This is a genomic window from Ligilactobacillus faecis (genome assembly GCF_029889745.1).
Classification (GTDB): domain Bacteria; phylum Bacillota; class Bacilli; order Lactobacillales; family Lactobacillaceae; genus Ligilactobacillus; species Ligilactobacillus faecis.
Map to the genome: position 1 here is coordinate 1,555,142 of NZ_CP123639.1, position 22,109 is coordinate 1,577,250.

Below are 22,109 nucleotides of genomic sequence, written 5' to 3' on the forward strand. Positions count from 1 at the left end.
TAGCTTTATACGTTAAACGTATAATTATTTACGCTATTAGTATTATACACTAAGCAGGAACCACATTATAATACAAGTATAGTCAAATGAGAAAAAGCGAGGGAGGAGATAACTGTTAATTAAAATATAATCAAATGTGTTATAATATCTACAATAAAGATAAAATGTGAGGTAGATATTATGGCGATATTAAAACCAAAAGAAATGGCTGAAAGATTGGGCGTTACTGTTCTGACCCCTACAACGCTGGGATAATAATGGGATTTTAAAAGCTTATCGTACTCCCACTAATCGAAGATATTACACAGAAGAACAATACTTAAAATACATCGGTCGATCAACCAATAATGATCGTAAGAATGTTGCTTATGCTAGAGTCTCAACATATGGGCAGAAAGATGATTTAAAAAATCAAATTGCTTTTATTAGACAATATGCTAATGGAAAAGGCATTATTCTTGATGAAACAATTACTGATATTGGTAGCAGGCTTGATTATAACCATAAAAAATGGAATCAATTACTAAAAGAAGTAATGGATGATCAAGTCGATGCGATCTTTATTACCTATAAAGATATATTTATCCGTTTTGGTTATGACTGGTTTGAAAGATTATGTAAGATGCACAATACGGAAATTGTAGTGTTAAATAACATTGAAACTAGTCCTACTCAAGAAGTGATCGGCGATATGATAAGCATTGTGCATGTATTTTCTTGTCGCTTATATGGTTTACGTAAATACAAAAGTAAATTAAAAAATGACAAGTCTTTGAACGGTGGTGAAAATAATGATTCGAACTCCAAAAGTACGGCTTTATCCAAATCAAACCATGAGAAAAGTTTTCGATGACTTATGCGATTATCGTAGATACTGTTGGAATCAAGGTCTAGCTTTATGGAATGATATGTATGATAGCTCGTTGATTTTAGACAACAAGTTGATCAGACCTAGTGAACGTAAAGTTCGTGATGAATTAGTAGCTGATAAAGCGGATTGGCAGTATCAATTATCAGCTCGTTGTTTACAATTAGCGATCTCTGATCTAGGTAAGGCTTGGAAAAATTTCTTTGATAAGGCACAACCAGATTGGGGCAAGCCCAAATTTAAGTCTAAGAAAGCTCCTAGACAAGGTTTTAAAACGGATCGGGCTAAGATCATCAATGGGAAATTACGCTTAGACAAACCTCGAGGGATCAAAGCCTGGTATGATATTAGATTCAAAGGCGCTAAGAACTTAGAAGGTGAATTAAAAGTTGTTTCAATTTACCGTGAAAATGGTAAATATTGGGCGAGTTTGCCTTTTGAGATCGAGATAAAAAAGAAGATCAAGACGGGTAAGAACTCAGCCGTTGACGTCAATGTCGGACATCTAAACTACACAGACGGTAAGCTCAATACTTTGCCAAGTAATTTGAAACGACTTTATAAACGCATTAAGTATTATCAAAGAAAATTAGCTAAAAAACGTGTTGTGAATGGCACAAAAGCTACTCAAACGAGTAATTACGTTAAGACGAGAGCCAAGTTACAACGTGATTATCGTAAAGTGGCTAGTATCCAACATGACATTATCCAAAAAGTTACCACTGAGTTAGTGACTAATTACGATCAGGTCGTAATAGAAGATCTAGATGTCAAGAAAATGCAGATGACACATGTTGCCTCTAAAGGGCTTCACCGTTCATTGTTTGGCTACTTTAGACAAGCACTAACTTATAAGTGCAACTGGTATGGTAAAAAAGTAGTCTTAGCTGATAAATACTATCCGAGCACGCAACGTTGTTCTAAGTGTGGCTTCGTTAAGACAGGTGCAGATAAAGTCGGTCTCAATGGTAATGAAAAGCACAGAACTAAGCATAACGAGTATATTTGTTATGAATGTGGTGCGATCATGGATCGAGATGAAAATGCAGTAGCTAATCTTTTAGCTTTATTAAATTAAAAAGATAACGGGGTGGGCTACACCCTTAGACTATCAGAGCTAGTCAATGTCATTACCCTCTAGTTAGGATATGGGAATACTAGCATTGACGGTAGTAAATAAAATTAGGAAAGGAAAAGCTATATTTCTTTCTCAAATGTAATCATTCGACACGTTTGATTATATTTGTTCATATTTTATATAGCAGCAAAGACAGTTTAGGGATCGCGGATCCAACGACGCAAGGTCAAGACCGTCCAGTCTATTAAAACTAGAGAGGAAGTTTTTTATGAAGACAGCTATTTTTGTTGAACCACAGAAAATGGAAGTGGCAGAGGTGCCACGTCCAGAACTAAAAAAAGATACGGATGCGATCATCAAAGTTGTCCGTGCTTGTGTTTGTGGTTCTGATCTTTGGTGGTATCGAGGGCTGACAAAACGTGAATCAGGTTCAGCAGTCGGACATGAAGCGATCGGGATCGTCGAAGAAGTCGGTTCAGCCGTTAAAAATGTCAAACCAGGTGATTTTGTGATCGCCCCCTTCACACACGGCTGTGGCCATTGTGCCGCTTGTTTAGCTGGCTTTGATGGTAACTGCTTAAACCAAGAAAGTGGTGGTAATGGTGGTTACCAAGGTGAATATTTACGTTTTACAAATGCAAATTGGGCGCTAGTCAAAGTCCCAGGAAAACCAGCTGATTATACTGATGAACAGCTAAATTCGCTATTGACCCTAGCTGATGTGATGGCAACTGGTTATCATGCTGCGACGACAGCTGAGGTCAAGCCAGGTGATACAGTCGTTGTGATGGGCGATGGTGCAGTTGGGCTTTGTGGGGTGATCGCAGCTAAATTATATGGTGCTAAACGTATCATTGCGATGAGTCGCCATGCAGATCGCCAAAAGTTGGCTCAAGAATTTGGGGCAACAGACATCATAGCTGAACGTGGGGATGAAGCGGTGGCTAAAGTGTTAGAACTGACAGATGGAGCAGGAGCTGATGCTGTTTTAGAGTGTGTTGGTACTGAACAATCAGTCGATACAGCTGTAAAAGTTGGGCGCCCAGGTGCGATCGTCGGACGTGTTGGTGTTCCTCAAAAAGAAGAGATGAATACCAATGCGCTTTTCTGGAAAAATATCGGTCTACGTGGTGGGATCGCTTCGGTCACGACTTATGACCGTGCCCGTTTGTTAGATGCTGTTTTAAGTGGTGAGATCACTCCAGGCAAAGTCTTTACTAAACGTTTTACATTAGATGAGATCCAGGCCGCTTACGAAGCAATGGATAAACGTGAAGCGATCAAATCATTATTGATCGTTGCAAAATGATCACAAAACTTGTTGGAGAGTCGAGTAGCTCTTTGACAAGTTTTTTTGTTTTTAGTCTAAGATAGAAAAGGATATGCTATACTAAAAAGTAAGAGTAAATAAAAGCAGGTGAAGTGATGACGAACTATTATTATTCGAGTGATCCAGACGTTACTCACGCTGAGAAAGTTTGGGATTTTGAATTATTAGGACAAACTTTTTCTTTTGTGACCGATAATGGTGTTTTTTCTAAAAATACTGTTGATTATGGTTCACGTGTGCTCTTGCATGCCTTAGAAAAGACCGCGTTTTCCGGGAAGATCTTAGATGTCGGCTGTGGCTATGGCCCGATCGGGTTAGCATTAGCTAAAAAAAATCCTGAAGCTGTAGTTACTATGGTCGATGTGAACACACTTGCACTTGAATTAGCACAAAAAAATGCCATGCGTAATCAGATCAAAAACGTTGAGATCTTTAGTTCTGATGTTTATGACGAAGTGGCTGAGACTGACTATGATGCGATCGTGACTAATCCTCCGATCCGCGCAGGAAAAGATGTTGTGCATGCGATCTTAGCAGGGGCTTATGCCCACTTAAGAAAAGGGGGGACCTTGACGGCAGTTTTACAAAAAAAACAAGGTGCGCCTTCAGCTAAGAAAAAGATGACGGAGATCTTTGGTAATTGTGAAGTTATTTTAAAAGATAAAGGTTACTTTATTTTACAGAGTAAAAAAGTTAATGATTAAAGAAAAAGAAAAGTTCATGCAAGAAGCGCTCCTTGAAGCTAAAAAAGCAGCTGCTTTGGGTGAGATCCCGATCGGTTGTGTGATCGTGTGGCGAGGCCAGATCATTGGACGGGGGCATAATTTACGCGAACAGACTAAGCAAACACATGATCATGCTGAGATGATCGCGGTCGCGCAGGCAAATCGATTTTTGAACAGTTGGCGGTTAGAGGAGACCGAACTTTATGTTACCCTTGAGCCTTGTCCGATGTGTAGTGGTGCGATCATCAATGCACGGATCCCCAAAGTTTATTACGGTGCTCCTGATGAGAAAGCTGGAACAGCTGGGACGTTGATGAATCTTTTGACTGATCCGCGCTTCAATCATCGTGTCAAAGTTCAAAAAGGTCTCTTACGTCGAGAGTGTGCCTTGCTGTTGAGCGATTTTTTTGCTAAATTACGAAAAAAATAAAATAAATAGATTTAAAGACTGGAAATTTATTCTGATTTCATGTATTATAGTATGTGCCGTAAGGCCTTGGGGCAATGTTGTCTTTACGAAGCGTGTCAGGTCCGGAAGGAAGCAGCACTAAGTTTAGTTCAGCTTGTGCCCCAAGTTGATATGAAATTGGACTCTCGGTCGTATGATCGAGATTTTTTTTTAACTTTAAAAGAGAAAGGAAGCAATGGTTGATGAGCTATCAAGCTTTATACCGTGTTTGGCGCCCCCAAGTTTTTGCCGATCTGGTTGGGCAAGAGCTGATCACAAAAACTTTAAAAAATGCGTTGATGACAAACCAGACGACCCATGCCTATCTTTTTACGGGACCACGGGGAACGGGTAAAACTTCGGCTGCCAAGATCTTTGCCAAGGCGATAAATTGTCGCAACCAAAAAAATGGTGAACCTTGTAATGAATGTGAGACGTGTTTAGCGATCACAGCAGGGCGACTAAACGACGTGATAGAGATCGATGCGGCTTCAAATAATGGGGTCGAAGAGATCCGAGATATTCGGGACAAAGCCAAATATGCCCCGACACAAGCTGACTATAAAGTCTATATCATCGACGAAGTTCATATGCTCTCGACCGGCGCTTTTAACGCCCTCTTAAAAACTTTAGAAGAACCACCTGCTAATGTGGTCTTTATTTTAGCTACGACTGAACCGCACAAGATCCCAACAACGATCATTTCGCGGACGCAGCGGTTTGATTTTCGGCGGATCACGCCCCAAGCGATCTTGCAACGGATGCGCTATATTTTAGACCAAAAAGAGTTATCTTATGATGATAAAGCCCTAAAGATCATCGCTAAGGCAGCTGAAGGTGGAATGCGGGATGCTTTGAGTATTTTAGACCAAGTCTTGTCCTTTGGTGATAATACCGTTACACTAGAAAATGCCTTGATGGTCACGGGGAGTGTGACGCGTGCTAATTTGACAAAATATCTCCAGCAAGTCGTTGAAAAAGATACGAGTGGTGCTTTAGCAACTGTGCATGCGATCTTAGAGGACGGAAAAGATGCTACACGTTTAGTTGAAGACCTGATCAACTACTGTCGCGATCTTTTATTGTACCAACAAGCTCCCCAGATCGTTGAAGAAAGTGAACTAGGTCTTTTAGATGAAACTTTTAAAACTTTTGCGTCTGAAGTCGAAGCAGAACGACTGTATCAGATGATCGATGTCTTAAATCAACAACAAGAAAATATGCGCTTTACCGTGCATCAATCGATCTATTTAGAAGTTTTGACTGTCAAGTTATCACGTTTGAATGTTATGCCACAAGCAAGCACTGTTTCAATGATCAATGACCCAGCAACAGATGCGAAAGTAACTCAACTGCAACAACAGTTACAGGCCTTAGAGCAAAGCTTAGCTGAGCTCAAGGCAAACAATAGCACGACCAAAGAACGACCTACTGCTAAAAAAGTGCAGCCAGCTCGAAAAAATAGTGTTTCTAGTGAACTTAAATTAAACTATAATAAGATCCATGATGTTTTAGCCAAAGCTTCGAAGGAAGATCTCCGTCAACTTGGACAAGTTTGGGGCGATCTGATGAATATGCTAAATGTTACTCAAAGAGCGATCATGCGGGTCGCTAAGCCGGTGGCTGCTAGTGCAGAAGGGGTCGTGATCGGGTTTGAATATGACATTTTATGCCAAAGAGCTTTAGAAAATATCGAATTACAAGATGTTTTGGGTAACGGACTAAGTCGCTTACTAGGACATGCGCCTGAACTTGTCTTTATTCCAGCTAGTCGTTGGGGCGAGATCAGAAGTCAATATTTGAGCAAACACGATCCGCGGAAACAAGAAGCGCCAAAAGAAGAAGTAAAACCGTTAAAAGAGGCAGAACCAGCCTTAGTTGCAAAAGCTAAAGAATTATTTGGACCTGAATTGGTCAAAGTCAAAAATGATTAAGATTTGAAAGGATAGATAAATTATGATGCGTGGAATGAACATGCAAGGTATGATGAAACAAATGCAAAAATTGCAAAAACAAATGCAAAAGGATCAAGATGAATTACATCAAACAGTATTTGAAGGTCGAGCTTCTGATGATGCAGTCGTTGTAAAGTTTACTGGTGATCATAAAATGACTGATATCGTGATCAAAGAAGAAGCGGTCGATCCAGATGATGTTGAGATGTTACAAGACCTTGTGATCATGGCAGTCAACGATGCGATGGCTAAGATCGATGAACAAACACAAAAGACGATGGGCAAATATTCCCGTAACATGCCAGGATTCTAAAAGTTAAGAGAAGGGGTCAAATATGCAATATCCAGAACCGATAGCCAAGTTGATCGATAGTTATTTAAAACTACCTGGGATCGGAGAAAAGACTGCGACCCGTTTGGCTTTTTTTACGATCGATATGGATGAAAATGATGTTGCAACTTTTGCGTCATCTTTAGTTTCAGCCAAAAAAGATCTGCACTACTGTAGTATTTGTGGCAACATCACTGAAAACGACCCATGTGTGATCTGTGCTGATAAAACACGTGATCAAAGTCAGATCATTGTCGTTGAACAAGTCAAGGATGTGATGGCTTTAGAAAAAATGCGTGAATACCATGGCTTATACCATGTTTTACATGGAGTTCTCTCGCCGATCGAAGGCAAAGGTCCAGAAGATATCAATATCACAAGCTTAGTCAAACGACTTCAACAAAATGAGACAGTCAAAGAAGTTATTTTGGCTACGAATGCCACTCCTGAAGGGGAAGCGACTGCAATGTATATTTCGCGCTTGCTCAAACCAGCTGGGATCAAAACAACGCGTTTAGCACATGGACTCTCAGTCGGGAGCGATATTGAATATGCTGATGAAATGACACTTTTTAAAGCTGTTGAAGGCCGGCAAGAGATCTAAGCGAGGGTAAACGAGATGTTTAAAAGAAATAGACAAAAATTACGTCACACTTTTGATGAACTTTTATTAAAGGATATCGATAATGCGAAGATAGCTTGGGATCAAGCACGGCAGACACAAGAAGCAGTCTATGATGTTGATGATGAGCTGTTGGCGGAGACGTGTTTAGCTCGAGCTAAATATGAATTTTTGTATCGTGAAGCCAAGCGTCGCCAAGTCAAAGGTCGCATGCAGGCTTCAGTATTCGATCATTGAAAAAAGGTCTGTCGACGCAGTCTAACTGGTGAGACAGACCTTTTTTCTTTCCTAAAGAGATCGGCTAAAATTTGAGAATAAAATGAGGTTTTTTAAAGTGAGTGGATTTTTTGTAACATTTGAGGGAACTGATGGTGCTGGGAAAACAAGTGTTTTACAAGCGCTTGAAACAAAGTTAAAAAAGGCTAAAGTAGATTATCTTCGAACACGTGAGCCAGGTGGAGATCCGATCGCTGAAAAGATCCGGAAAGTGATCTTAGATCAAGAAGCAGTCGTCATGGATCCGCGTACTGAAGCGCTACTTTATGCTGCTGCTCGGAGGCAACATTTAGTAAGAACGATCTTACCTGCATTAGCTCAAGATAAGTTGGTCTTGTGTGACCGTTTTGTCGATAGCTCGTTAGCTTATCAAGGAGCTGGCCGACATCTAGGTGTCAAAGAAGTGGCAATGATCAACGAGTTTGCAACTGATGGTTTGCGCCCAGACTTGACGCTCTATTTAGATATCGCCCCTAAGTTAGGACTTGAGCGGATCAAACAAAATCGTCAAGATGAAGTCAACCGCTTGGATCAAGAAGACCAGACTTTTTACGAAGAGGTTTATCAAGCTTATCAAGAGTTGGCTAAGCATGAACCTGAGCGGATCGTTAAGATCGATGCAACGAAGAGTTTGCCAGAGGTGATCGCACAAGTCGAACAAGTTTTAGCCCAGCGTATCCCTGCATTTTTAGGAAAAGAGGTTTTCTAAATGAAGATGATCATTGCGATCGTACAAGATAAAGATAGCAACGCTTTGAGCAACGCCTTTATCGAAGCTGATGTCAGAGCTACTAAACTGGCAACAACAGGTGGTTTTCTACGTTCAGGAAATACGACTTTTATGATCGGGATCGCAGATGAGCGGGTCGCTGAAGTTTTAGAGTTGATCAAAAAAACTTCTTCGAAGCGCGATGAGTACATAGCACCACCAGTCAATGTTGAAGGTGCATTAGAGACAACAGGTACTCCCCTAGAAGTCGAAGTTGGTGGGGCTACGATCTTTGTTTTACCTGTCGAACAGTTTTTAAAATTTTAGATCGTACCCGAAAAAATATTTTGGAAAGGAAAGCTATTTTTAGCTAGCAAATATTTTAATGGAACAGTTGATCACAGAGATCCAACCACGATTGACCCAACACTTTGCGAAGTTAGTCGAAAATAAAAAAATAGCGCATGCTTATCTTTTAGCAGGACCGCGTGGAGCTGGGAAAAATAAGCTAGCTCATTGGATCGCACAAGCGATATTTTGTAAACAAAAACAAAACGGATATCCGTGTTTACAGTGTAATGATTGTCAGCGGATCGCACAAAATAATCAACCTGATGTAGTCACGATCGTACCTGAAGGCAATTCGATCAAAGTCGATCAGATCAGATATTTGAAATCTGAATTTGTCAAAAGTGGGGTCGAAAGTAACCGTAAACTTTTTATCATTCAAAATGCAGAAAAAATGACAGTCAGTGCAGCTAACAGTTTGTTGAAATTTCTAGAAGAGCCAAGTGGGGATGTGACTGCTTTTTTACTGACAGAAAATGCTAATCAACTTTTACCAACGATCGTTTCGCGGTGTCAGTTGGTCGAACTGACTTCACTTACAACAAAACAATTGCGCGAAAAACTTCAAGCAAATGGAGTCACAGCACAAAAAGCACATCTCTTGGCCCATTTGACCAATAGTCCGAAAGAAGCTTTAGAACTCGACGCAGATGCTGAATTTGATCAACTTTTAAAAAATGTTTGGGAGTGGTTCAATCAAATTTTACGCAACGATTGGCGGGCTTTTGTAGGTGTTCAGACGAAACTTTTACCGTATGTGAATGATAAAGAAGCAGAGCAGCGTTTGTTGCAAGCGATCATATTGTTGACGCGTGATCTTTTATTGCTAAAATATGGTAAAAAAGATGATGTTGCCTTTATAATGTATAGTAGAGAACTTAGCGAACAGAATATGAAGATCTCAGAGTCAGGGGCGATCAGAGCAGTTGAGGCGGTTTTAGCGACCAAACATCAATTGACGGTGAATGTCTCTTTTCAAAGTGTGCTCGAAGCGTTGACTTTGAATTTATTTAGTTGCTACCAAGGACGATGATGTGAAGGTGATTTGATGGATAAACGTGAATTATATGATAATTTTGAAAATATCGAAGAGATGTCACGCCAGATGCAAGTCAGGCTTACAGACGTCAAAGCAGAGATGACAAGGATCATCGAAAAGAACGCTGAACTCGAGATCGAAAATCAACATTTACGTGAACTTTTGCGTGAATTAGAACAAAAAAAGCATAAAGAAGAAGCAGGGATCGAAGCGGGTCTTTCTAAGTCACGAAAAAATTTAGAAAAACTCTACGAAGAAGGTTTCCATGTCTGCAATGTCGATAATATGTACGGATCTCGCCGGATCAATGATGAACCGTGTGTTTTTTGTCAAGATGTGATCTATGGAGAAAGAAATTAATGACGATCGAAAGAAAGAGTAGTTTTAGAGAAAGATCTGCACTGGGAACGTTATATTTAGTACCAACGCCGATCGGAAATTTGAGTGATATGACTTTTCGGGCGCTTGAAGTTTTACAAGCTGTAGACTTGATCTGTGCTGAAGATACAAGAAATACGAAGCGGCTATTGAATCATTTTGAGATCACGACGCCCCAGATCAGTTTTCATGAACACAATACAAAAGAGCGGATCCCAGTTTTATTAGAGAAATTAAGAGCAGGAGAGAATTTAGCGCAAGTTAGTGATGCTGGAATGCCTTCGATCAGTGATCCTGGACATGAGCTAGTCTCAGCTTGCATCGCTTCAGGGGTCACAGTTGTGCCTTTGCCGGGAGCTAATGCGGCTCTAACGGCTTTGATCGCTTCTGGACTTGTACCACAACCATTTATGTTTTATGGTTTTTTAGCGCGAAAAAAGAGTACGCGGACAGAAGAATTATTAAAGTTAAATGAACAAGAAGTGACCTTGATCTTTTACGAAGCGCCTCATCGTTTGCTAAAAACACTAGAAGCTATGGCAGAAGTTTTTGGAAGTGAACGTAAAATAACGTTAGGGCGTGAGTTGACTAAAAAATACGAAGAATTTTTGCGCGGAACGTTAGCAGAAGCTATCGAATGGGCCAAAGCAGGAGAGATCAAAGGGGAGTTTGTATTAGTCGTCCAAGGAAACCCAGCTCCTAAAAAGGAGTGTGATCCAGAAGTGGGATTGCCTTTGAAAGAGCAAGTCGAAAACTTGATCACACAAGAAGGGTTACGGCCAAATGCTGCGATCAAAGAGATCGCTAAGAAAAATGGGCTCAAAAAACAACTTGTCTACAATGAATATCATCAGATCGAGCATGGAAGTGAGTAAATGACAGATAATAAGTATCAAGAAAAACATCGCATTGTCTACTATGAAACAGATGTAACTGGTCGAGTTGGTCTAGGACAGTTAGTTGATCTGCTCATGCTAGCTTCGTATGACCATAGTAAAGCAGAAAATATCTCAGAAGAGTGGGTAAATGAGCAAGGTTATGGTTGGGTCATCACCCAGCATCTCTTAGAGATCAAACGCTTACCTAAAAAAGATGAAGTGATCACTTTGGAAACGCAAGCGACGAGCTATAATCGGTATTTTTGTTACCGTGACTTTTTTGTGTATGACAAACAAGGTGAACTTTTAGCTAAGATGCATACGGCTTTTGTCTTGATGGATCTAACAACGCGCAAGATCGCACGGATCGAAGCACGTTTTGTTGCGCCTTATGGTGTTGTAGAATCACGCAAGTTAGAACGGTTAGCTGCACCAGAAAAACTAATTAAAGTCGATGCTAAGAAAAATTATCGTGTTCGCTATTGGGATATCGATACGAACCAGCATGTCAATAATGTGCATTATTTTGAGTGGATGCTCGATGCTTTGCCAAAAGAATTTTTAATGACGCATGAACCATGTGCCGTTAATATCAAGTATGAACACGAATTGCATTACGGTGATGAAAGTACGAGCCTTGTCCAAGTAGACGAAAAAAATAAAGTAACGTTACATGAGATCAAAAATGGCGCGACACTTAGTTGTAGTGCTCAGATCAAATGGCGTACTTACGAAGCCTAGAGGTGGTCGCTAGATCGCCTCTTTTTTATTAAAAAAGCAAGTACCGGCTTAAGTACTTGCTTTATCGTAAAAATATTTTAAGAGATAGCTTCAGAGACAAAAGTTGCGAGTTCTTTGCCAGAAAGTCCAGCGCTTAGACCAACTAAAAGTTTGATCCGCGCTTTTTGTCCGTTCAAACCGTGACAGAAAGTGACCCCCATTTGCTTTAACTGGACGCCCCCACCTGGATATGCATAAACTTCTTGCGCGATCCCGTTAAAACTACGGGAAACGAGCACAACCGGGATATTCAATGCGAGTAATTTTTCAAGGGCAGATAAGACTCGGGGAGGCAGATTACCTGCACCTAGAGCTTCGATCACAACGCCGTTTGTTTTGGAAGTCGCCGCCATCTCTAAAAGCTCAGGATCCATGCCGGCATAAGCTTTGAAAAGGTAGACGTGATCAACGACTTGATCGATCGGTAAACTGACGTGGTGGAGCAATTTTTCAAAGAAGCGCACTTCGTCGCGTAAGATCAATCCGATCGGTCCAAAAGTAGGCGTTCTAAACGTAGCTACGTTAGTCGTATGGGTCTTTGTCACGTAACGAGCCGTGTGGATCTCATCGTTCATTACAACTAAAACGCCCATGCCACGTGCTTCTGGGCTAGCTGCTGTCAAGATCGCCGTTTTGAAATTATACAGTCCATCTGAGCCGATCTCATTGGCAGAGCGCATCGCGCCTGTGAGCACGATAGGGATCTTCAAGGGAACAGTCAGATCGAGAAAATATGCAGTTTCTTCTAACGTATCCGTCCCATGTGTGATCACGACGCCATCGATCTGGTCTTTTTCATAAGCTTCCATGATCCTTTTTTTTAGTTGGAGCATCTCAGCAGGTCCCATATGTGGTGACGGGATATTGAAGATATTTTCGATCAAAAGTTCATATTCTGATCCAAAAGGATTTTTGAACTGATTAAGTGGATTTTCCGCACCAGGAGCAACGGCTCCATTTTCGTCTTCTGACATTGCGATCGTTCCACCTGTGTGTAAGACGAGGATTTTTTTGACCATAGTTATTGCTTCCTTTACTACATAAAAATATTGCAGATCTCTAAAGTCTCAAAAAAGAGATAGACGCTATAATTATAGCTAGGAAAAGCACAAGGGTCAATTTCTCTTCTTTAAGAAAGATAGTTTAGCATTAGAGCTTTTTTCTGAAGCAATTTGTGTTAAGATAGTTCAAGTAAGAATTAGTGCAAAAGGAAGTATAGACATGAAAATACTAGCGCTAGATACTTCAGACCGCCCGTTGAGTGTGGCAGTTTTAGAAGATGAGCAGCTTCTAGCAGAAACGACTCTTGTTTTAGCTAAAAAACATAGTCAAACTTTGACCCCTGTTATCGCCGAATCATTACAAAAAGCCGGTCTTAGACCAAAAGATCTTGAACGGATCGTTGTTTCTGATGGACCTGGATCATATACAGGGCTTCGGATCGGGGTGACAGCAGCTAAAGTTTTAGCTGCAACTTTAGAGATCGACCTTGTTGGTGTCTCGAGTTTAGAATTGTTAGCGGCTAATTGTTTAGCGCAAACAGATAAAGTATTAGTTCCGATCTTTGATGCGCGCCGGGAAAATGTTTTTGCTGGCGCTTATCGCGTTAAAAATGGAAAATTAGAAAATATCTTACCCGATCAGCATCTATCATTAGTTCAACTGGCAGAATTTTTAAAAGGACGCGATGCGTTATTGATCGGTGAAGGTGCTAAAAACTATCAAGCGCAGTTCAAAGAACTTTTGGCAGGCGAAAAATACGCGTATACAGCCCCAAATGACGATCTTCCAAGTGGTTATCTTCTCGGTCTTTTAGGACAACAAAAACAGCCAAGTCAAGTGGATACTTTTGTGCCACGTTATCTACGTTTGACCCAAGCTGAAGTACAGTGGATGGAAAAACATCCTGGGAAGGACGCTCATGGAACTTACGTTGAAAAAATTTAAAGAGCATTTAAAGACGCTCTTGCAAAAGCCTACTCCTAAACCAAATCTTGATTTTGGATGTCAAAATGTCACGATCGCAGGAAAGAACTATTTGATGTGTCGCGCAGTCGTTCCCGATATCCAAGAGATCTTACGCATCAAACGAGCAGTTTATCATGGCGAAGTGCCACATAATTTTTCTGAATTAGAAGAGCAGATCAAAGATAAGCAACATGGACTCTATATCGTGGTGCGTTATGAAGATCAGATGGTCGCTTTTGCAGGCTGTGATATGGCCTATGCTAAGAATGAAGCGCATATCACTAAGATCGCGGTATTACCTAAATACCAACAACAAGGTCTTGGTTCGATGATGCTTCAAACTTTGATCAAAGAAGCTAAAGCTTACGGATGTAAAAAGATCAGTGTCGATGTCAAAAAGAGCAATCTTAAGATCCAAAAGCTCTACCAAGAAAAGGGATTTCGCCCAGTACCGCGGACTAAAGCTTGTCCGTTAGCAGACGGAGTGAAATTAGAATATAATATCTTACCGATAAAATTAACAAAGAGAGTGGGACGAAATGGAAAGAAAAAGAAATTTGATCCTAGCCTTTGAATCGAGTTGTGATGAGACAAGCGTTGCTGTCATCGAGGATGGACATAAGATCTTGTCAAATATCGTGGCGACCCAGATCAAAAGTCACGAGCGTTTTGGTGGAGTCGTGCCAGAAGTGGCTAGCCGCCACCATATCGAACAGATCACATTTTGTATCAAAGATGCCTTAAAAGAAGCAGAGGTGACTTATGCTGATCTAACAGCTGTCGCAGTGACTTATGGTCCAGGCTTAGTTGGATCTTTGTTAGTCGGAGTTACCGCAGCTAAGATGGTCGCTTTTGCCCATGGGCTACCGTTGATCCCTGTCAACCACATGGCGGGTCATATCTATGCAGCGCGTTTTGCCGGTGAATTACGCTTTCCGGCTTTAGCGCTTCTCGTGTCAGGGGGACATACTGAATTAGTTTATTTAGCAGGGCCTAATGATTTTGCGATCATCGGCGAGACTCGCGACGATGCTGCTGGTGAAGCGTATGATAAAGTCGGGCGAGTCTTAGGTTTGACTTATCCAGCCGGAAAAGAGATCGATGCCTTAGCCCATGAAGGGCAAGATACGTTTGGTTTTCCCCGTGCTATGGAAAACGACGACAATTATGATTTTAGCTTTAGTGGCTTAAAAAGTGCTTTTATCAATACAGTCCACCATGCAGACCAAGTCGGCGAAGTTTTAGATAAAAAAGATCTCGCCGCTAGTTTTCAGCAAAGTGTCGTTGATGTTTTAGCTGAAAAAACGGTGAAAGCTTTGAAAAATTACCCTGTCAAACAGCTGATCTTAGCTGGTGGGGTCGCAGCCAACCAAGGACTAAGAGCACGGCTCGACCAAGAACTAAAAAACTTTGCAAAAGTCGAACTTTTAAAAGCACCGCTCAAATATTGTGGTGATAATGCTGCTATGATCGGAGCGGCAGGTTATGCCGCTTATCAAGCTGGCGTTGTGGCTGATCTCGCTCTAAATGCTGATCCCAGCCTAGAATTTGACTGGCTAGAAGAACAAGAAAACTAAAAAATAAGCACTCTATTGAGGCGATCACCCTCATAGAGTGCTTATTTTTAAGGGTATACACTTTCTGGTATGGATGAAAAATTCCATACCAGTTTTTTTGCGCAAAAAAAGGACATTTAATGCCCTCTCGTTATACAATGAATTCACCACAAACCACGTAAAGGAGAGAATTTAAATGTCCCATAACGATTGTATACTAAAACTTCTAAATATTAAAGACCCTAATCTCAAAGTTATTGATGTTATCGATAATTTAAATAATGGCACAGAGAAATTAGTTTTGATCAAAGCTGTACTATCTTATCCTATCAGCCGTTGTCGAAATTGTGGCTTTGCCACTGTTAATAAAAATGGTTTCGCTAAAGCTCACGTACGTTTACCAAGTTTAAACGGTATACGTTATGAAATGATCCTTCATAAACAACGCTATCAATGTAAAAATTGTCGCACAACTTTCGGTGCGACCTCTGAATTGACTAAGCCTAATCAAACTCTTTCTCGTAAACTAAAAAATCAGATCATGTTATTAGCTAGGGAAGGTTTGAACGGTGAACTTATCGCTCGCATCTGTCATTGCTCTGCTAGTAGTGTTCGAAGAACTATTGTCGAACGGATCAAACCTCAATATCGAGTACCTGTTTTGCCCAAGAATCTTTGTTTTGATGAATTTCGTTCGATTAAAAATACAACTTCTTTTATCTGTTGTGATGCACAAACTCATAAGTTAGTTGTTAAACTCCCAGATAGACTATCTTCTACCATTATCAATTATTTTGAAAATCGTTACTCAAAGTTTGAACGTGATCAAGTGGAATCAGTCGTCATTGATTTAAACGCTCAATACCAGCGCTTCATTCGCCGACTTTTCCCGAATGCCAAGATTATTATTGATCGGTTTCATATAGTTCAGCTAGCCGGACGTGCTTTAGACAGTTGTCGAATCGCTCTCACTAGATCACTCAATAAGCATAGTCGAGAATACAAGATTCTCAAATCACAGTGGCGTTTATTCCATAAGAAATCTGATGAGATCGACCCTAAAAATGTTGTCTATCTTAGGGGAATCAATGAATATATGACTCAACAGAATGCGATCGACTTGATCATCAATAAATTTTCTGAATTCAAAATAGTTTATCAGACTTACCAAGATATTACCTTAGCTTTGAAGAATAAAGACATTACTACTTTGAATGAGGTTCTCGATAGTTATGAGCGCACCAATACAGAGATGGATACGACTATTCGTACTTTCCGTAAAAATCGCAGCTATCTAATAAATAGCGTAACTTCAAAATATTCCAATGGTCCTTTGGAGGGTATCAATCGAAAGATCAAACTCTTAAAACGAAGTTGTTACGGTTTTGCTAATCAACAATTTTTCTTTTTACGAATTGATTGTATATTTGCGTAAAAAAAACACTCCCCACAATTCTGATCTGAGACCCGTCAAGTGAACAACTAAATAATTAAAATTCTAGGCAGCCTGATTCCGGTATTCTTCTGGAGTCAGGCTGTTTAGTTTTATTTGGTAACGTTGGGTATTGTAGAACTTGATATAGTTTTCGATCATTTCTACAAGTTCTCCATATGTTTCACATTTTAGCCAATAATAACATTCTGTCTTGAAATGACTCCAAAAACTTTCCATTGGTGCGTTATCGATACATTTCCCCACTCGAGACATACTTCTTGTAACACCATGCCTTGAGGTCAACCGAAGATATTCCTTTGAAGTATATTGAAATCCACGATCACTGTGAAGAAGTAGATTAGCTTCATTTAAATGCGTGAATGCTTTTTCTAAAGTCTTCATGACAAGCCGATTATCATTTCTTTTACTAATTTCAAAACTTATGATAGATCCATCGTATAGATCTTTGATCGCACTTAAATAAGCTTTTTGTCCTAAGCCATATTCTAAATAAGTGACATCAGTCACCCACTTTTGATTAGGTCTAGTAGCGGAAAAATCACGACCTAAAGTATTTTCTTCGTAGTTTAAATGTTCTGAACGAGTACAACCTCGGCGTTTGCGACGAATTACTGAATATAAACCAAGGACTCTCATTAAGCGACGAATACGTTTGAAGTTATATTGTTTTTGATACTTTCGATTGATAAGAAGAGTCATTCTTCTAGAACCGTAAATTCCATTTAAAGCATGAAATTCTTTTTTTATGATCTCACTTAACCATTCATTTTCCAAAGTACATTGTGATTTTGGAGCAGTTAAATAACGATAATACCCTGAGCGCGATACATTTAAGATCGCACAAAGGATCCAGAGTTCAATTTGTGGAAACTCTTTAAGAACTTCCTGAATAGCTTTAAAACGCAGATTTTTAGGTATAAAGCTTATCTCCTCCTTTCGAGTTCGTCCAATTTTTTTAAAACGATATTTTCTGCTTCTAGATATTTATTACGTTCTTTCAAACGTAGGATCTCAAGCTTGAGACGCTCAGTTTCAGAAAGAGTCTTATAATCACGATCTTTAACTGTTTTACCACGATTATCGTATAATGCCTTTTCGCCATCTACTTCAAACTTTTTGACCCAATTATAGACTTGGGAATAAGAAACATTATATTTATCGATCGCTTTGTGATAATTCTTATTATTAGCAAGTGTATACTGAACTATTTCGAGCCGTTCCTTAAAAGTAGTTTTACGTCCATGTTTCATTCTATTACGACCTCCAATGGTAGCTTTAAAGCCTTTTCCATTAGTATACAAGTTGATCCATTTACGTAAAACCGAAACACTCGAAATATTGTATTTATCACAAATTTTCTTTGGTGAACGTCCATTTTCTAAATATTCTAGAACCGCAGTTGTTTTTAATTCAACTGAATATTCTTTCCAGGTTCTAGACTCTTTTAAGCCATCTAAACCGCCAGCTTTGTATTTTCTGATCCAATTATCAAATGTATTTTTAGAAATGGTATATTTCCGGCAGATAAAGTACTTACTATATTGTCCACTAAGATACTCGGAGACTGCCTGGTATCTTTCTTCAAGTGTATGTTTAGTAGTTCTTCTAGACATAAAAAATCCCCCTAGAGTGATCACAGAATCTTTATTATTTCCGTGTCCACTCTAGGGGAATCATATCATTCTATTGTAGGAAGTGTTTGTAGGAAGTGTTTGTAGGAATATCCATATCAGTTGACGAATACCCATTTTTAATCAGTTAAAAATTCTTCTAAAGCCAAGCTACTTTCTTCCCAAGCTATTTCAGCTTCTTCCAAAGCAGTTGTTGTTTCTTCGAGCTCTTTTTGTAAAGTAGCCATTTTTTCGAGATCGTTGAAGTTTTCTGGCAAGGCCATTTGAGTTTCGAGATTTTCTTTTTTAGCGTCAAGATCAGTGACTTGTTGTTCTAAAGTAGCAACATTACGCCGTAAACGTCGCTCTTCTTTTTGACGTTCTTTACTTTGCGCATAGCTTGTTTTTCCACTTGAAACGTTTTTTGTTTCTGTCTGCGGTGCTGTTTGTTTTTCTTTAGCTAAGGCAAGTTCAGCTTGCTCTTCTTTTTTAGCGACATAATAATCGTAATCACCTAGGTAAACAGTGCTTCCTGTTTTAGCGATCTCGATCACGCTCGTAGCAACTTTATTGATAAAGTAACGGTCGTGTGAAACGAGTAATACTGTACCATCGAAATCTTTGATAGCTTGTTCGAGCACTTCTTTACTATCGATATCAAGGTGGTTCGTTGGTTCGTCTAAAACTAAGAAGTTATCGTGTTGCATTGAAAGCTTAGTCAACAAGAGACGGGCTTTTTCGCCTCCTGAAAGACTATGGATCGTCTTTTTGACGTCATCACCACTGAATAAAAAGCTCCCTAAAAGTGAGCGGATATCTTTTTCTGGTGTAGTTGGATGCTCATCCCAGATCTCAGCTAAAACAGTTTTTTTATCGTGTAAGTTATGTTGCTCTTGATCGTAGTAGCCTGGGTGCACGTTAGTTCCAAATGTGGCTGAGCCTTTGAGGAAAGGCTGCTTGTGTAAAATACTCTTTAGTAATGTGGATTTTCCGACCCCATTAGGTCCAACTAAAGCGATAACTTGACGTTTTCTGATCTCAAAATCGATCGGTTCAGCAATGATCTGGTCATCGTAACCGATCGCAGCGTCGTTGACTTTCAAGACGACGTTGCCGCTTTCTTCGGCAGCTTTGAAACGAAAATGCATACTTTTTTCGTCACCTTCAGGCCGTTCGAGTCGGTCGATTTTTTCGAGTTGCTTGCGCTTACTTTGAGCGCGTTTAGTCGTTGAAGCACGTACGAGATTTTTATTGACGAAATCTTCGAGTTTGTGGATCTCGACTTGTTGCTTTTCATAATTTTTCCACGCAAGTTCTTTTCGCTTTTCTTTTTCTACGATGTAGTCAGAATAATTGCCTTTGTAATAGTGGGCTTTACCGCGACTGATCTCATAAACTTCATTGACGATCTTATCTAAAAAGTAGCGGTCGTGCGAGACGATCAAAAGAGCGCCTGTATATGTCTGGATATAGCCTTCAAGCCAAGTCAAAGTTTCGATATCTAAATGGTTCGTCGGTTCGTCCAAGATCAAAAGATCGCGTTTTTCTAAGAGCAATTTGGCTAAGGCCAGGCGTGTCTTTTGACCACCAGATAAAGATGCGATCGGGCGTTCAAAATCTTCGGGTAAGAAGTTGAAACCGTGTAAGACTGAGCGGATCTCAGCTTCATAGCCATAGCCGTTTTGTTCTTTAAAATCATGCAAGAGTTGGTCGTATTGCTTCAAAAGTTGTTGGTAAGCTGGCGTTTCATGATTTTCAGCTTGACTTGCGATCTGATCTTCGAGTTGATGGAGGCGTTTTTCCATTTGGCGAAGTTCGCTAAAGACGCTCAACATTTCAGCATAGATCGTCTTAGTAGATTCTAAGCCGGTATTTTGGGCTAAATAACCGACCGTCAATCCTTTTTTGCGAACGATCTGGCCTTCGTCAGGCGCTTCTTCGTCGATGATCATTTTTAATAAAGTTGATTTCCCAGCTCCATTTTTCCCGACAAGAGCGATCCGGGAATGATCTTGGATATCTAGATCGATATTTTCAAATAGTGTGTCGGCCCCAAAATGACGTCCGACTTTTTGGACTTGTAATAAGATCATATTTTCACCTAATTTCTTTAAAATAAATATATTTCACAAAGTATTGACAGCAATTTGCTTAAATAACAGTCTCTAAGCATTAGATTGTGAATAGATTAACATTTTTTAGTATTATTATTGTATGGGGTATGCTAAAATTTATCTATTGGTTTTACAAAATAAAATTAGTCGGTCAAAGTGTGATCGGTTGACCCAAACTAGTTTCTGAAAGGAGCTCATAGATATGGCGACGTCAAATATTCCTGAAGCAACAGCTAAGCGTCTGCCGATCTATTATCGGTATTTGAACATGCTAGCGACTGCTGGAACTGACCATATCTCTTCGACTGAACTAGCCGAAGTAGTCAAGATCGATCCGGCTACGATCCGGCGTGATCTTTCATATTTTGGTGCCCTCGGAAAAAGAGGGTACGGGTACAATGTTCTCGATCTGTTAGAATTTTTCAAAAAGACTCTTAGTCAAGATAAATTAACAAATGTTGCTTTGATCGGAGTCGGTCATTTAGGGCAAGCTCTGTTAAATTATAATTTTCATCAAAGTAATAATACGCGGATCAGTGTGGCATTTGATATCGATCAAGCCTTAACTGGGAAGATCCAAAGTGGAGTCCCAGTCTATCCGCTAGAAGATATGAAAGAACAACTTCGGCTACAACAGATCAAGATCGCGATCTTGACTGTTCCGATCGAAGCTGCGCAAGCGGTAACTGATGATCTAGTTGAAGCTGGGATCGAAGGAATCTTGAACTTCACCCCTTTGCGGATCAGTGTCCCTAAACGCGTTCGCGTTCAAAATGTTGATCTGACAAACGAACTGCAGACACTGATCTACTTTTTACAACATTTCAACGAATAGAACTTAACTCTTTCATTATATAAAAAGGAGCTGGAAATTGGTATACCAGCTCCTTTTTTAAGCCAATAATAAGATCGTCAGATTCATCAAACAATGCATGATGATCGGATCGCGTAAACGGTCAGTTTTAGTATAAACATAACACAACACGAGCCCGATCAAAAGATAAGTCAAATAGTGTCCATCTTGGTGTGCCAAGCTAAAGAGTAGACTAGAGATAAAGGCCGCTAAAAGTGGATCACTAAATAAAGCTAGATCTTTAAATAAGACTTTACGAAAGACGAATTCTTCCATTACAGGTAAGAAGATGACGATCGTTAGTAGGTAATAAGGGTACTTGTGATAAACGGCTAGTAAGTAACTCGTATTTGCTGAAAAACGTGGGCTAGCAAAAAAGAGCTGTTCGAATAAAGGCCCACCCCATTGACAAAAGAAGAGCAATAAAAGCCCTAAAAGAAGGTAGAGCCCTTCTTTTGGCAAAGTGGTCTTTAGCTGATCTGAGCGGTCTGACGCATGCAAACGGGTATACCAGATCATCAAACAAGCACCGCTCCCGTTGATCAAAGTGACTAGTGGATAATAAAGATCATTGTTTTTGAGTAATTGCCAAAGTAAAGGGCTGAGCATCATCGTCAAACAATAGATCACTAAGATCACAAGGGCATTTTTGGGTAAAGTTTTTTTCATTAAGAACATCCTCACCTTACGTAAGCTACTCATTAATTATAGCAGATTATCGCAAGAAAAAATGCACGTATTTTAGCACTCTGAGAAGTCGAGTGATAAAATGCTTGCATTTTAAAAG

General features: G+C 39.9%; 22 protein-coding genes, 1 other RNA gene and 2 pseudogenes. 21 read left to right on the plus strand and 4 right to left on the minus strand.

Going from position 1 to position 22,109, the window contains the following annotated elements; translation table 11 throughout:
* Nucleotides 1–180: 180 nt before the first annotated feature.
* The 16 genes and pseudogenes from QFX10_RS07070 (at nucleotide 181) to QFX10_RS07145 (ending at nucleotide 11,726) form a co-directional block, all read left to right on the plus strand.
* Nucleotides 181–853: pseudogene (locus tag QFX10_RS07070) on the plus strand (IS607 family transposase).
* Nucleotides 792–1,946: an RNA-guided endonuclease InsQ/TnpB family protein gene (locus QFX10_RS07075; RefSeq protein ID WP_280605551.1), complete on the plus strand. Its 1,155-nt coding sequence runs from the start codon at nucleotides 792–794 to the stop codon at nucleotides 1,944–1,946. Before QFX10_RS07070 ends, QFX10_RS07075 begins: the two are co-directional and overlap by 62 nt.
* 268 nt (nucleotides 1,947–2,214) lie before the next feature.
* Nucleotides 2,215–3,255, plus strand: a complete 1,041-nt coding sequence (locus QFX10_RS07080; protein ID WP_280605552.1) for a zinc-dependent alcohol dehydrogenase family protein — start codon at nucleotides 2,215–2,217, stop codon at nucleotides 3,253–3,255.
* Nucleotides 3,256–3,371: 116 nt separating this feature from the next.
* Nucleotides 3,372–3,980 carry a class I SAM-dependent methyltransferase gene (locus QFX10_RS07085; protein ID WP_280605553.1) on the plus strand — a complete coding sequence of 203 codons (609 nt, stop codon included), beginning with the start codon at nucleotides 3,372–3,374 and terminating at the stop codon, nucleotides 3,978–3,980.
* Complete coding sequence (tadA, locus tag QFX10_RS07090; RefSeq protein WP_280605554.1) at nucleotides 3,973–4,431, plus strand: tRNA adenosine(34) deaminase TadA; 459 nt, start codon at nucleotides 3,973–3,975, stop codon at nucleotides 4,429–4,431. Before QFX10_RS07085 ends, tadA begins: the two co-directional genes overlap by 8 nt.
* Before the next feature lie 58 nt (nucleotides 4,432–4,489).
* Nucleotides 4,490–4,589, plus strand: an RNA gene (ffs, locus tag QFX10_RS07095) — signal recognition particle sRNA small type.
* Between the two features lie 63 nt (nucleotides 4,590–4,652).
* A complete protein-coding gene (gene dnaX, locus QFX10_RS07100) occupies nucleotides 4,653–6,383 on the plus strand; it encodes a DNA polymerase III subunit gamma/tau (RefSeq protein ID WP_280605555.1) in 1,731 nt (576 codons plus the stop codon).
* A 19-nt stretch (nucleotides 6,384–6,402) separates the two neighbouring features.
* Nucleotides 6,403–6,717: a YbaB/EbfC family nucleoid-associated protein gene (locus tag QFX10_RS07105; protein ID WP_280607253.1), complete on the plus strand. Its 315-nt coding sequence runs from the start codon at nucleotides 6,403–6,405 to the stop codon at nucleotides 6,715–6,717.
* Nucleotides 6,718–6,739: 22 nt separating this feature from the next.
* Nucleotides 6,740–7,339, plus strand: a complete 600-nt coding sequence (gene recR / locus QFX10_RS07110; RefSeq protein WP_280605556.1) for a recombination mediator RecR — start codon at nucleotides 6,740–6,742, stop codon at nucleotides 7,337–7,339.
* A gap of 15 nt (nucleotides 7,340–7,354) precedes the next feature.
* Nucleotides 7,355–7,594 (plus strand): YaaL family protein, encoded by a 240-nt coding sequence (locus QFX10_RS07115; protein ID WP_280605557.1) that lies wholly within the window; start codon nucleotides 7,355–7,357, stop codon nucleotides 7,592–7,594.
* Between the two features lie 97 nt (nucleotides 7,595–7,691).
* Nucleotides 7,692–8,342, plus strand: coding sequence for a dTMP kinase (gene tmk / locus QFX10_RS07120; RefSeq protein ID WP_280605558.1), 651 nt, complete (start codon nucleotides 7,692–7,694; stop codon nucleotides 8,340–8,342).
* Nucleotides 8,343–8,669 carry a cyclic di-AMP receptor DarA gene (gene darA, locus QFX10_RS07125; RefSeq protein WP_280605559.1) on the plus strand — a complete coding sequence of 109 codons (327 nt, stop codon included), beginning with the start codon at nucleotides 8,343–8,345 and terminating at the stop codon, nucleotides 8,667–8,669. It begins immediately after the preceding gene.
* A gap of 58 nt (nucleotides 8,670–8,727) precedes the next feature.
* Entirely contained in the window at nucleotides 8,728–9,723 is a 996-nt protein-coding gene (gene holB / locus QFX10_RS07130; protein ID WP_280605560.1) for a DNA polymerase III subunit delta', read from the plus strand.
* Between the two features lie 15 nt (nucleotides 9,724–9,738).
* Nucleotides 9,739–10,089, plus strand: a complete 351-nt coding sequence (locus QFX10_RS07135) for a DNA replication initiation control protein YabA (RefSeq protein ID WP_280605561.1) — start codon at nucleotides 9,739–9,741, stop codon at nucleotides 10,087–10,089.
* On the plus strand, nucleotides 10,089–10,982 hold the full coding sequence (gene rsmI, locus QFX10_RS07140) for a 16S rRNA (cytidine(1402)-2'-O)-methyltransferase (protein ID WP_280605562.1): 894 nt from the start codon (nucleotides 10,089–10,091) through the stop codon (nucleotides 10,980–10,982). The genes QFX10_RS07135 and rsmI overlap by 1 nt, the downstream gene beginning before the upstream one ends.
* Nucleotides 10,983–11,726: an acyl-[acyl-carrier-protein] thioesterase gene (locus QFX10_RS07145; RefSeq protein WP_280605563.1), complete on the plus strand. Its 744-nt coding sequence runs from the start codon at nucleotides 10,983–10,985 to the stop codon at nucleotides 11,724–11,726.
* Nucleotides 11,727–11,803: 77 nt separating this feature from the next.
* Here the strand turns inward: QFX10_RS07145 and QFX10_RS07150 are convergent, their stop codons facing one another.
* Nucleotides 11,804–12,784 carry an asparaginase gene (locus QFX10_RS07150; protein WP_280605564.1) on the minus strand — a complete coding sequence of 327 codons (981 nt, stop codon included), beginning with the start codon at nucleotides 12,782–12,784 and terminating at the stop codon, nucleotides 11,804–11,806.
* Nucleotides 12,785–12,986: 202 nt separating this feature from the next.
* Here QFX10_RS07150 and tsaB point away from each other — a divergent pair, with 202 nt between their 5' ends.
* From tsaB to QFX10_RS07170, 4 genes are all read left to right on the plus strand, one after another.
* A complete protein-coding gene (gene tsaB / locus QFX10_RS07155) occupies nucleotides 12,987–13,712 on the plus strand; it encodes a tRNA (adenosine(37)-N6)-threonylcarbamoyltransferase complex dimerization subunit type 1 TsaB (RefSeq protein ID WP_280605565.1) in 726 nt (241 codons plus the stop codon).
* The gene (locus QFX10_RS07160; protein ID WP_280605566.1) at nucleotides 13,687–14,307 is read left to right on the plus strand and encodes a GNAT family N-acetyltransferase; all 621 of its coding nucleotides are present in this window, start codon (nucleotides 13,687–13,689) and stop codon (nucleotides 14,305–14,307) included. The genes tsaB and QFX10_RS07160 overlap by 26 nt, the downstream gene beginning before the upstream one ends.
* Entirely contained in the window at nucleotides 14,273–15,310 is a 1,038-nt protein-coding gene (tsaD, locus tag QFX10_RS07165) for a tRNA (adenosine(37)-N6)-threonylcarbamoyltransferase complex transferase subunit TsaD (protein WP_280605567.1), read from the plus strand. The genes QFX10_RS07160 and tsaD overlap by 35 nt, the downstream gene beginning before the upstream one ends.
* Before the next feature lie 175 nt (nucleotides 15,311–15,485).
* Nucleotides 15,486–16,724, plus strand: coding sequence for an ISL3 family transposase (locus QFX10_RS07170; protein WP_280605426.1), 1,239 nt, complete (start codon nucleotides 15,486–15,488; stop codon nucleotides 16,722–16,724).
* A gap of 63 nt (nucleotides 16,725–16,787) precedes the next feature.
* Here QFX10_RS07170 and QFX10_RS07175 read toward each other — a convergent pair.
* Nucleotides 16,788–18,358 (minus strand): annotated as a pseudogene (locus tag QFX10_RS07175) (IS3 family transposase).
* A 137-nt stretch (nucleotides 18,359–18,495) separates the two neighbouring features.
* Nucleotides 18,496–20,448 carry an ABC-F family ATP-binding cassette domain-containing protein gene (locus QFX10_RS07180; RefSeq protein WP_280605568.1) on the minus strand — a complete coding sequence of 651 codons (1,953 nt, stop codon included), beginning with the start codon at nucleotides 20,446–20,448 and terminating at the stop codon, nucleotides 18,496–18,498.
* A 223-nt stretch (nucleotides 20,449–20,671) separates the two neighbouring features.
* On the opposite strand from QFX10_RS07180, the gene QFX10_RS07185 reads away from it, so the two are divergent.
* Nucleotides 20,672–21,304, plus strand: a complete 633-nt coding sequence (locus QFX10_RS07185) for a redox-sensing transcriptional repressor Rex (protein WP_280605569.1) — start codon at nucleotides 20,672–20,674, stop codon at nucleotides 21,302–21,304.
* Between the two features lie 57 nt (nucleotides 21,305–21,361).
* Here the strand turns inward: QFX10_RS07185 and QFX10_RS07190 are convergent, their stop codons facing one another.
* Nucleotides 21,362–21,991: a CPBP family intramembrane glutamic endopeptidase gene (locus tag QFX10_RS07190; protein WP_280605570.1), complete on the minus strand. Its 630-nt coding sequence runs from the start codon at nucleotides 21,989–21,991 to the stop codon at nucleotides 21,362–21,364.
* Between the last annotated feature and the right edge of the window lie 118 nt (nucleotides 21,992–22,109).

What these genes read in the sequence shown, in the direction of transcription:
- QFX10_RS07075 (WP_280605551.1), top strand. Translation starts at nt 792, where the DNA reads ATGATTCGAACTCCAAAAGTACGGCTTTATCCAAATCAAACCATGAGA.
- QFX10_RS07080 (WP_280605552.1), top strand. Translation starts at nt 2,215, where the DNA reads ATGAAGACAGCTATTTTTGTTGAACCACAGAAAATGGAAGTGGCAGAG.
- QFX10_RS07085 (WP_280605553.1), top strand. Translation starts at nt 3,372, where the DNA reads ATGACGAACTATTATTATTCGAGTGATCCAGACGTTACTCACGCTGAG.
- tadA (WP_280605554.1), top strand. Translation starts at nt 3,973, where the DNA reads ATGATTAAAGAAAAAGAAAAGTTCATGCAAGAAGCGCTCCTTGAAGCT.
- dnaX (WP_280605555.1), top strand. Translation starts at nt 4,653, where the DNA reads ATGAGCTATCAAGCTTTATACCGTGTTTGGCGCCCCCAAGTTTTTGCC.
- recR (WP_280605556.1), top strand. Translation starts at nt 6,740, where the DNA reads ATGCAATATCCAGAACCGATAGCCAAGTTGATCGATAGTTATTTAAAA.
- QFX10_RS07115 (WP_280605557.1), top strand. Translation starts at nt 7,355, where the DNA reads ATGTTTAAAAGAAATAGACAAAAATTACGTCACACTTTTGATGAACTT.
- darA (WP_280605559.1), top strand. Translation starts at nt 8,343, where the DNA reads ATGAAGATGATCATTGCGATCGTACAAGATAAAGATAGCAACGCTTTG.
- holB (WP_280605560.1), top strand. Translation starts at nt 8,728, where the DNA reads ATGGAACAGTTGATCACAGAGATCCAACCACGATTGACCCAACACTTT.
- QFX10_RS07135 (WP_280605561.1), top strand. Translation starts at nt 9,739, where the DNA reads ATGGATAAACGTGAATTATATGATAATTTTGAAAATATCGAAGAGATG.
- rsmI (WP_280605562.1), top strand. Translation starts at nt 10,089, where the DNA reads ATGACGATCGAAAGAAAGAGTAGTTTTAGAGAAAGATCTGCACTGGGA.
- QFX10_RS07145 (WP_280605563.1), top strand. Translation starts at nt 10,983, where the DNA reads ATGACAGATAATAAGTATCAAGAAAAACATCGCATTGTCTACTATGAA.
- QFX10_RS07150 (WP_280605564.1), bottom strand. Translation starts at nt 12,784, where the DNA reads ATGGTCAAAAAAATCCTCGTCTTACACACAGGTGGAACGATCGCAATG.
- tsaB (WP_280605565.1), top strand. Translation starts at nt 12,987, where the DNA reads ATGAAAATACTAGCGCTAGATACTTCAGACCGCCCGTTGAGTGTGGCA.
- QFX10_RS07160 (WP_280605566.1), top strand. Translation starts at nt 13,687, where the DNA reads ATGGAACTTACGTTGAAAAAATTTAAAGAGCATTTAAAGACGCTCTTG.
- tsaD (WP_280605567.1), top strand. Translation starts at nt 14,273, where the DNA reads ATGGAAAGAAAAAGAAATTTGATCCTAGCCTTTGAATCGAGTTGTGAT.
- QFX10_RS07170 (WP_280605426.1), top strand. Translation starts at nt 15,486, where the DNA reads ATGTCCCATAACGATTGTATACTAAAACTTCTAAATATTAAAGACCCT.
- QFX10_RS07180 (WP_280605568.1), bottom strand. Translation starts at nt 20,448, where the DNA reads ATGATCTTATTACAAGTCCAAAAAGTCGGACGTCATTTTGGGGCCGAC.
- QFX10_RS07185 (WP_280605569.1), top strand. Translation starts at nt 20,672, where the DNA reads ATGGCGACGTCAAATATTCCTGAAGCAACAGCTAAGCGTCTGCCGATC.
- QFX10_RS07190 (WP_280605570.1), bottom strand. Translation starts at nt 21,991, where the DNA reads ATGAAAAAAACTTTACCCAAAAATGCCCTTGTGATCTTAGTGATCTAT.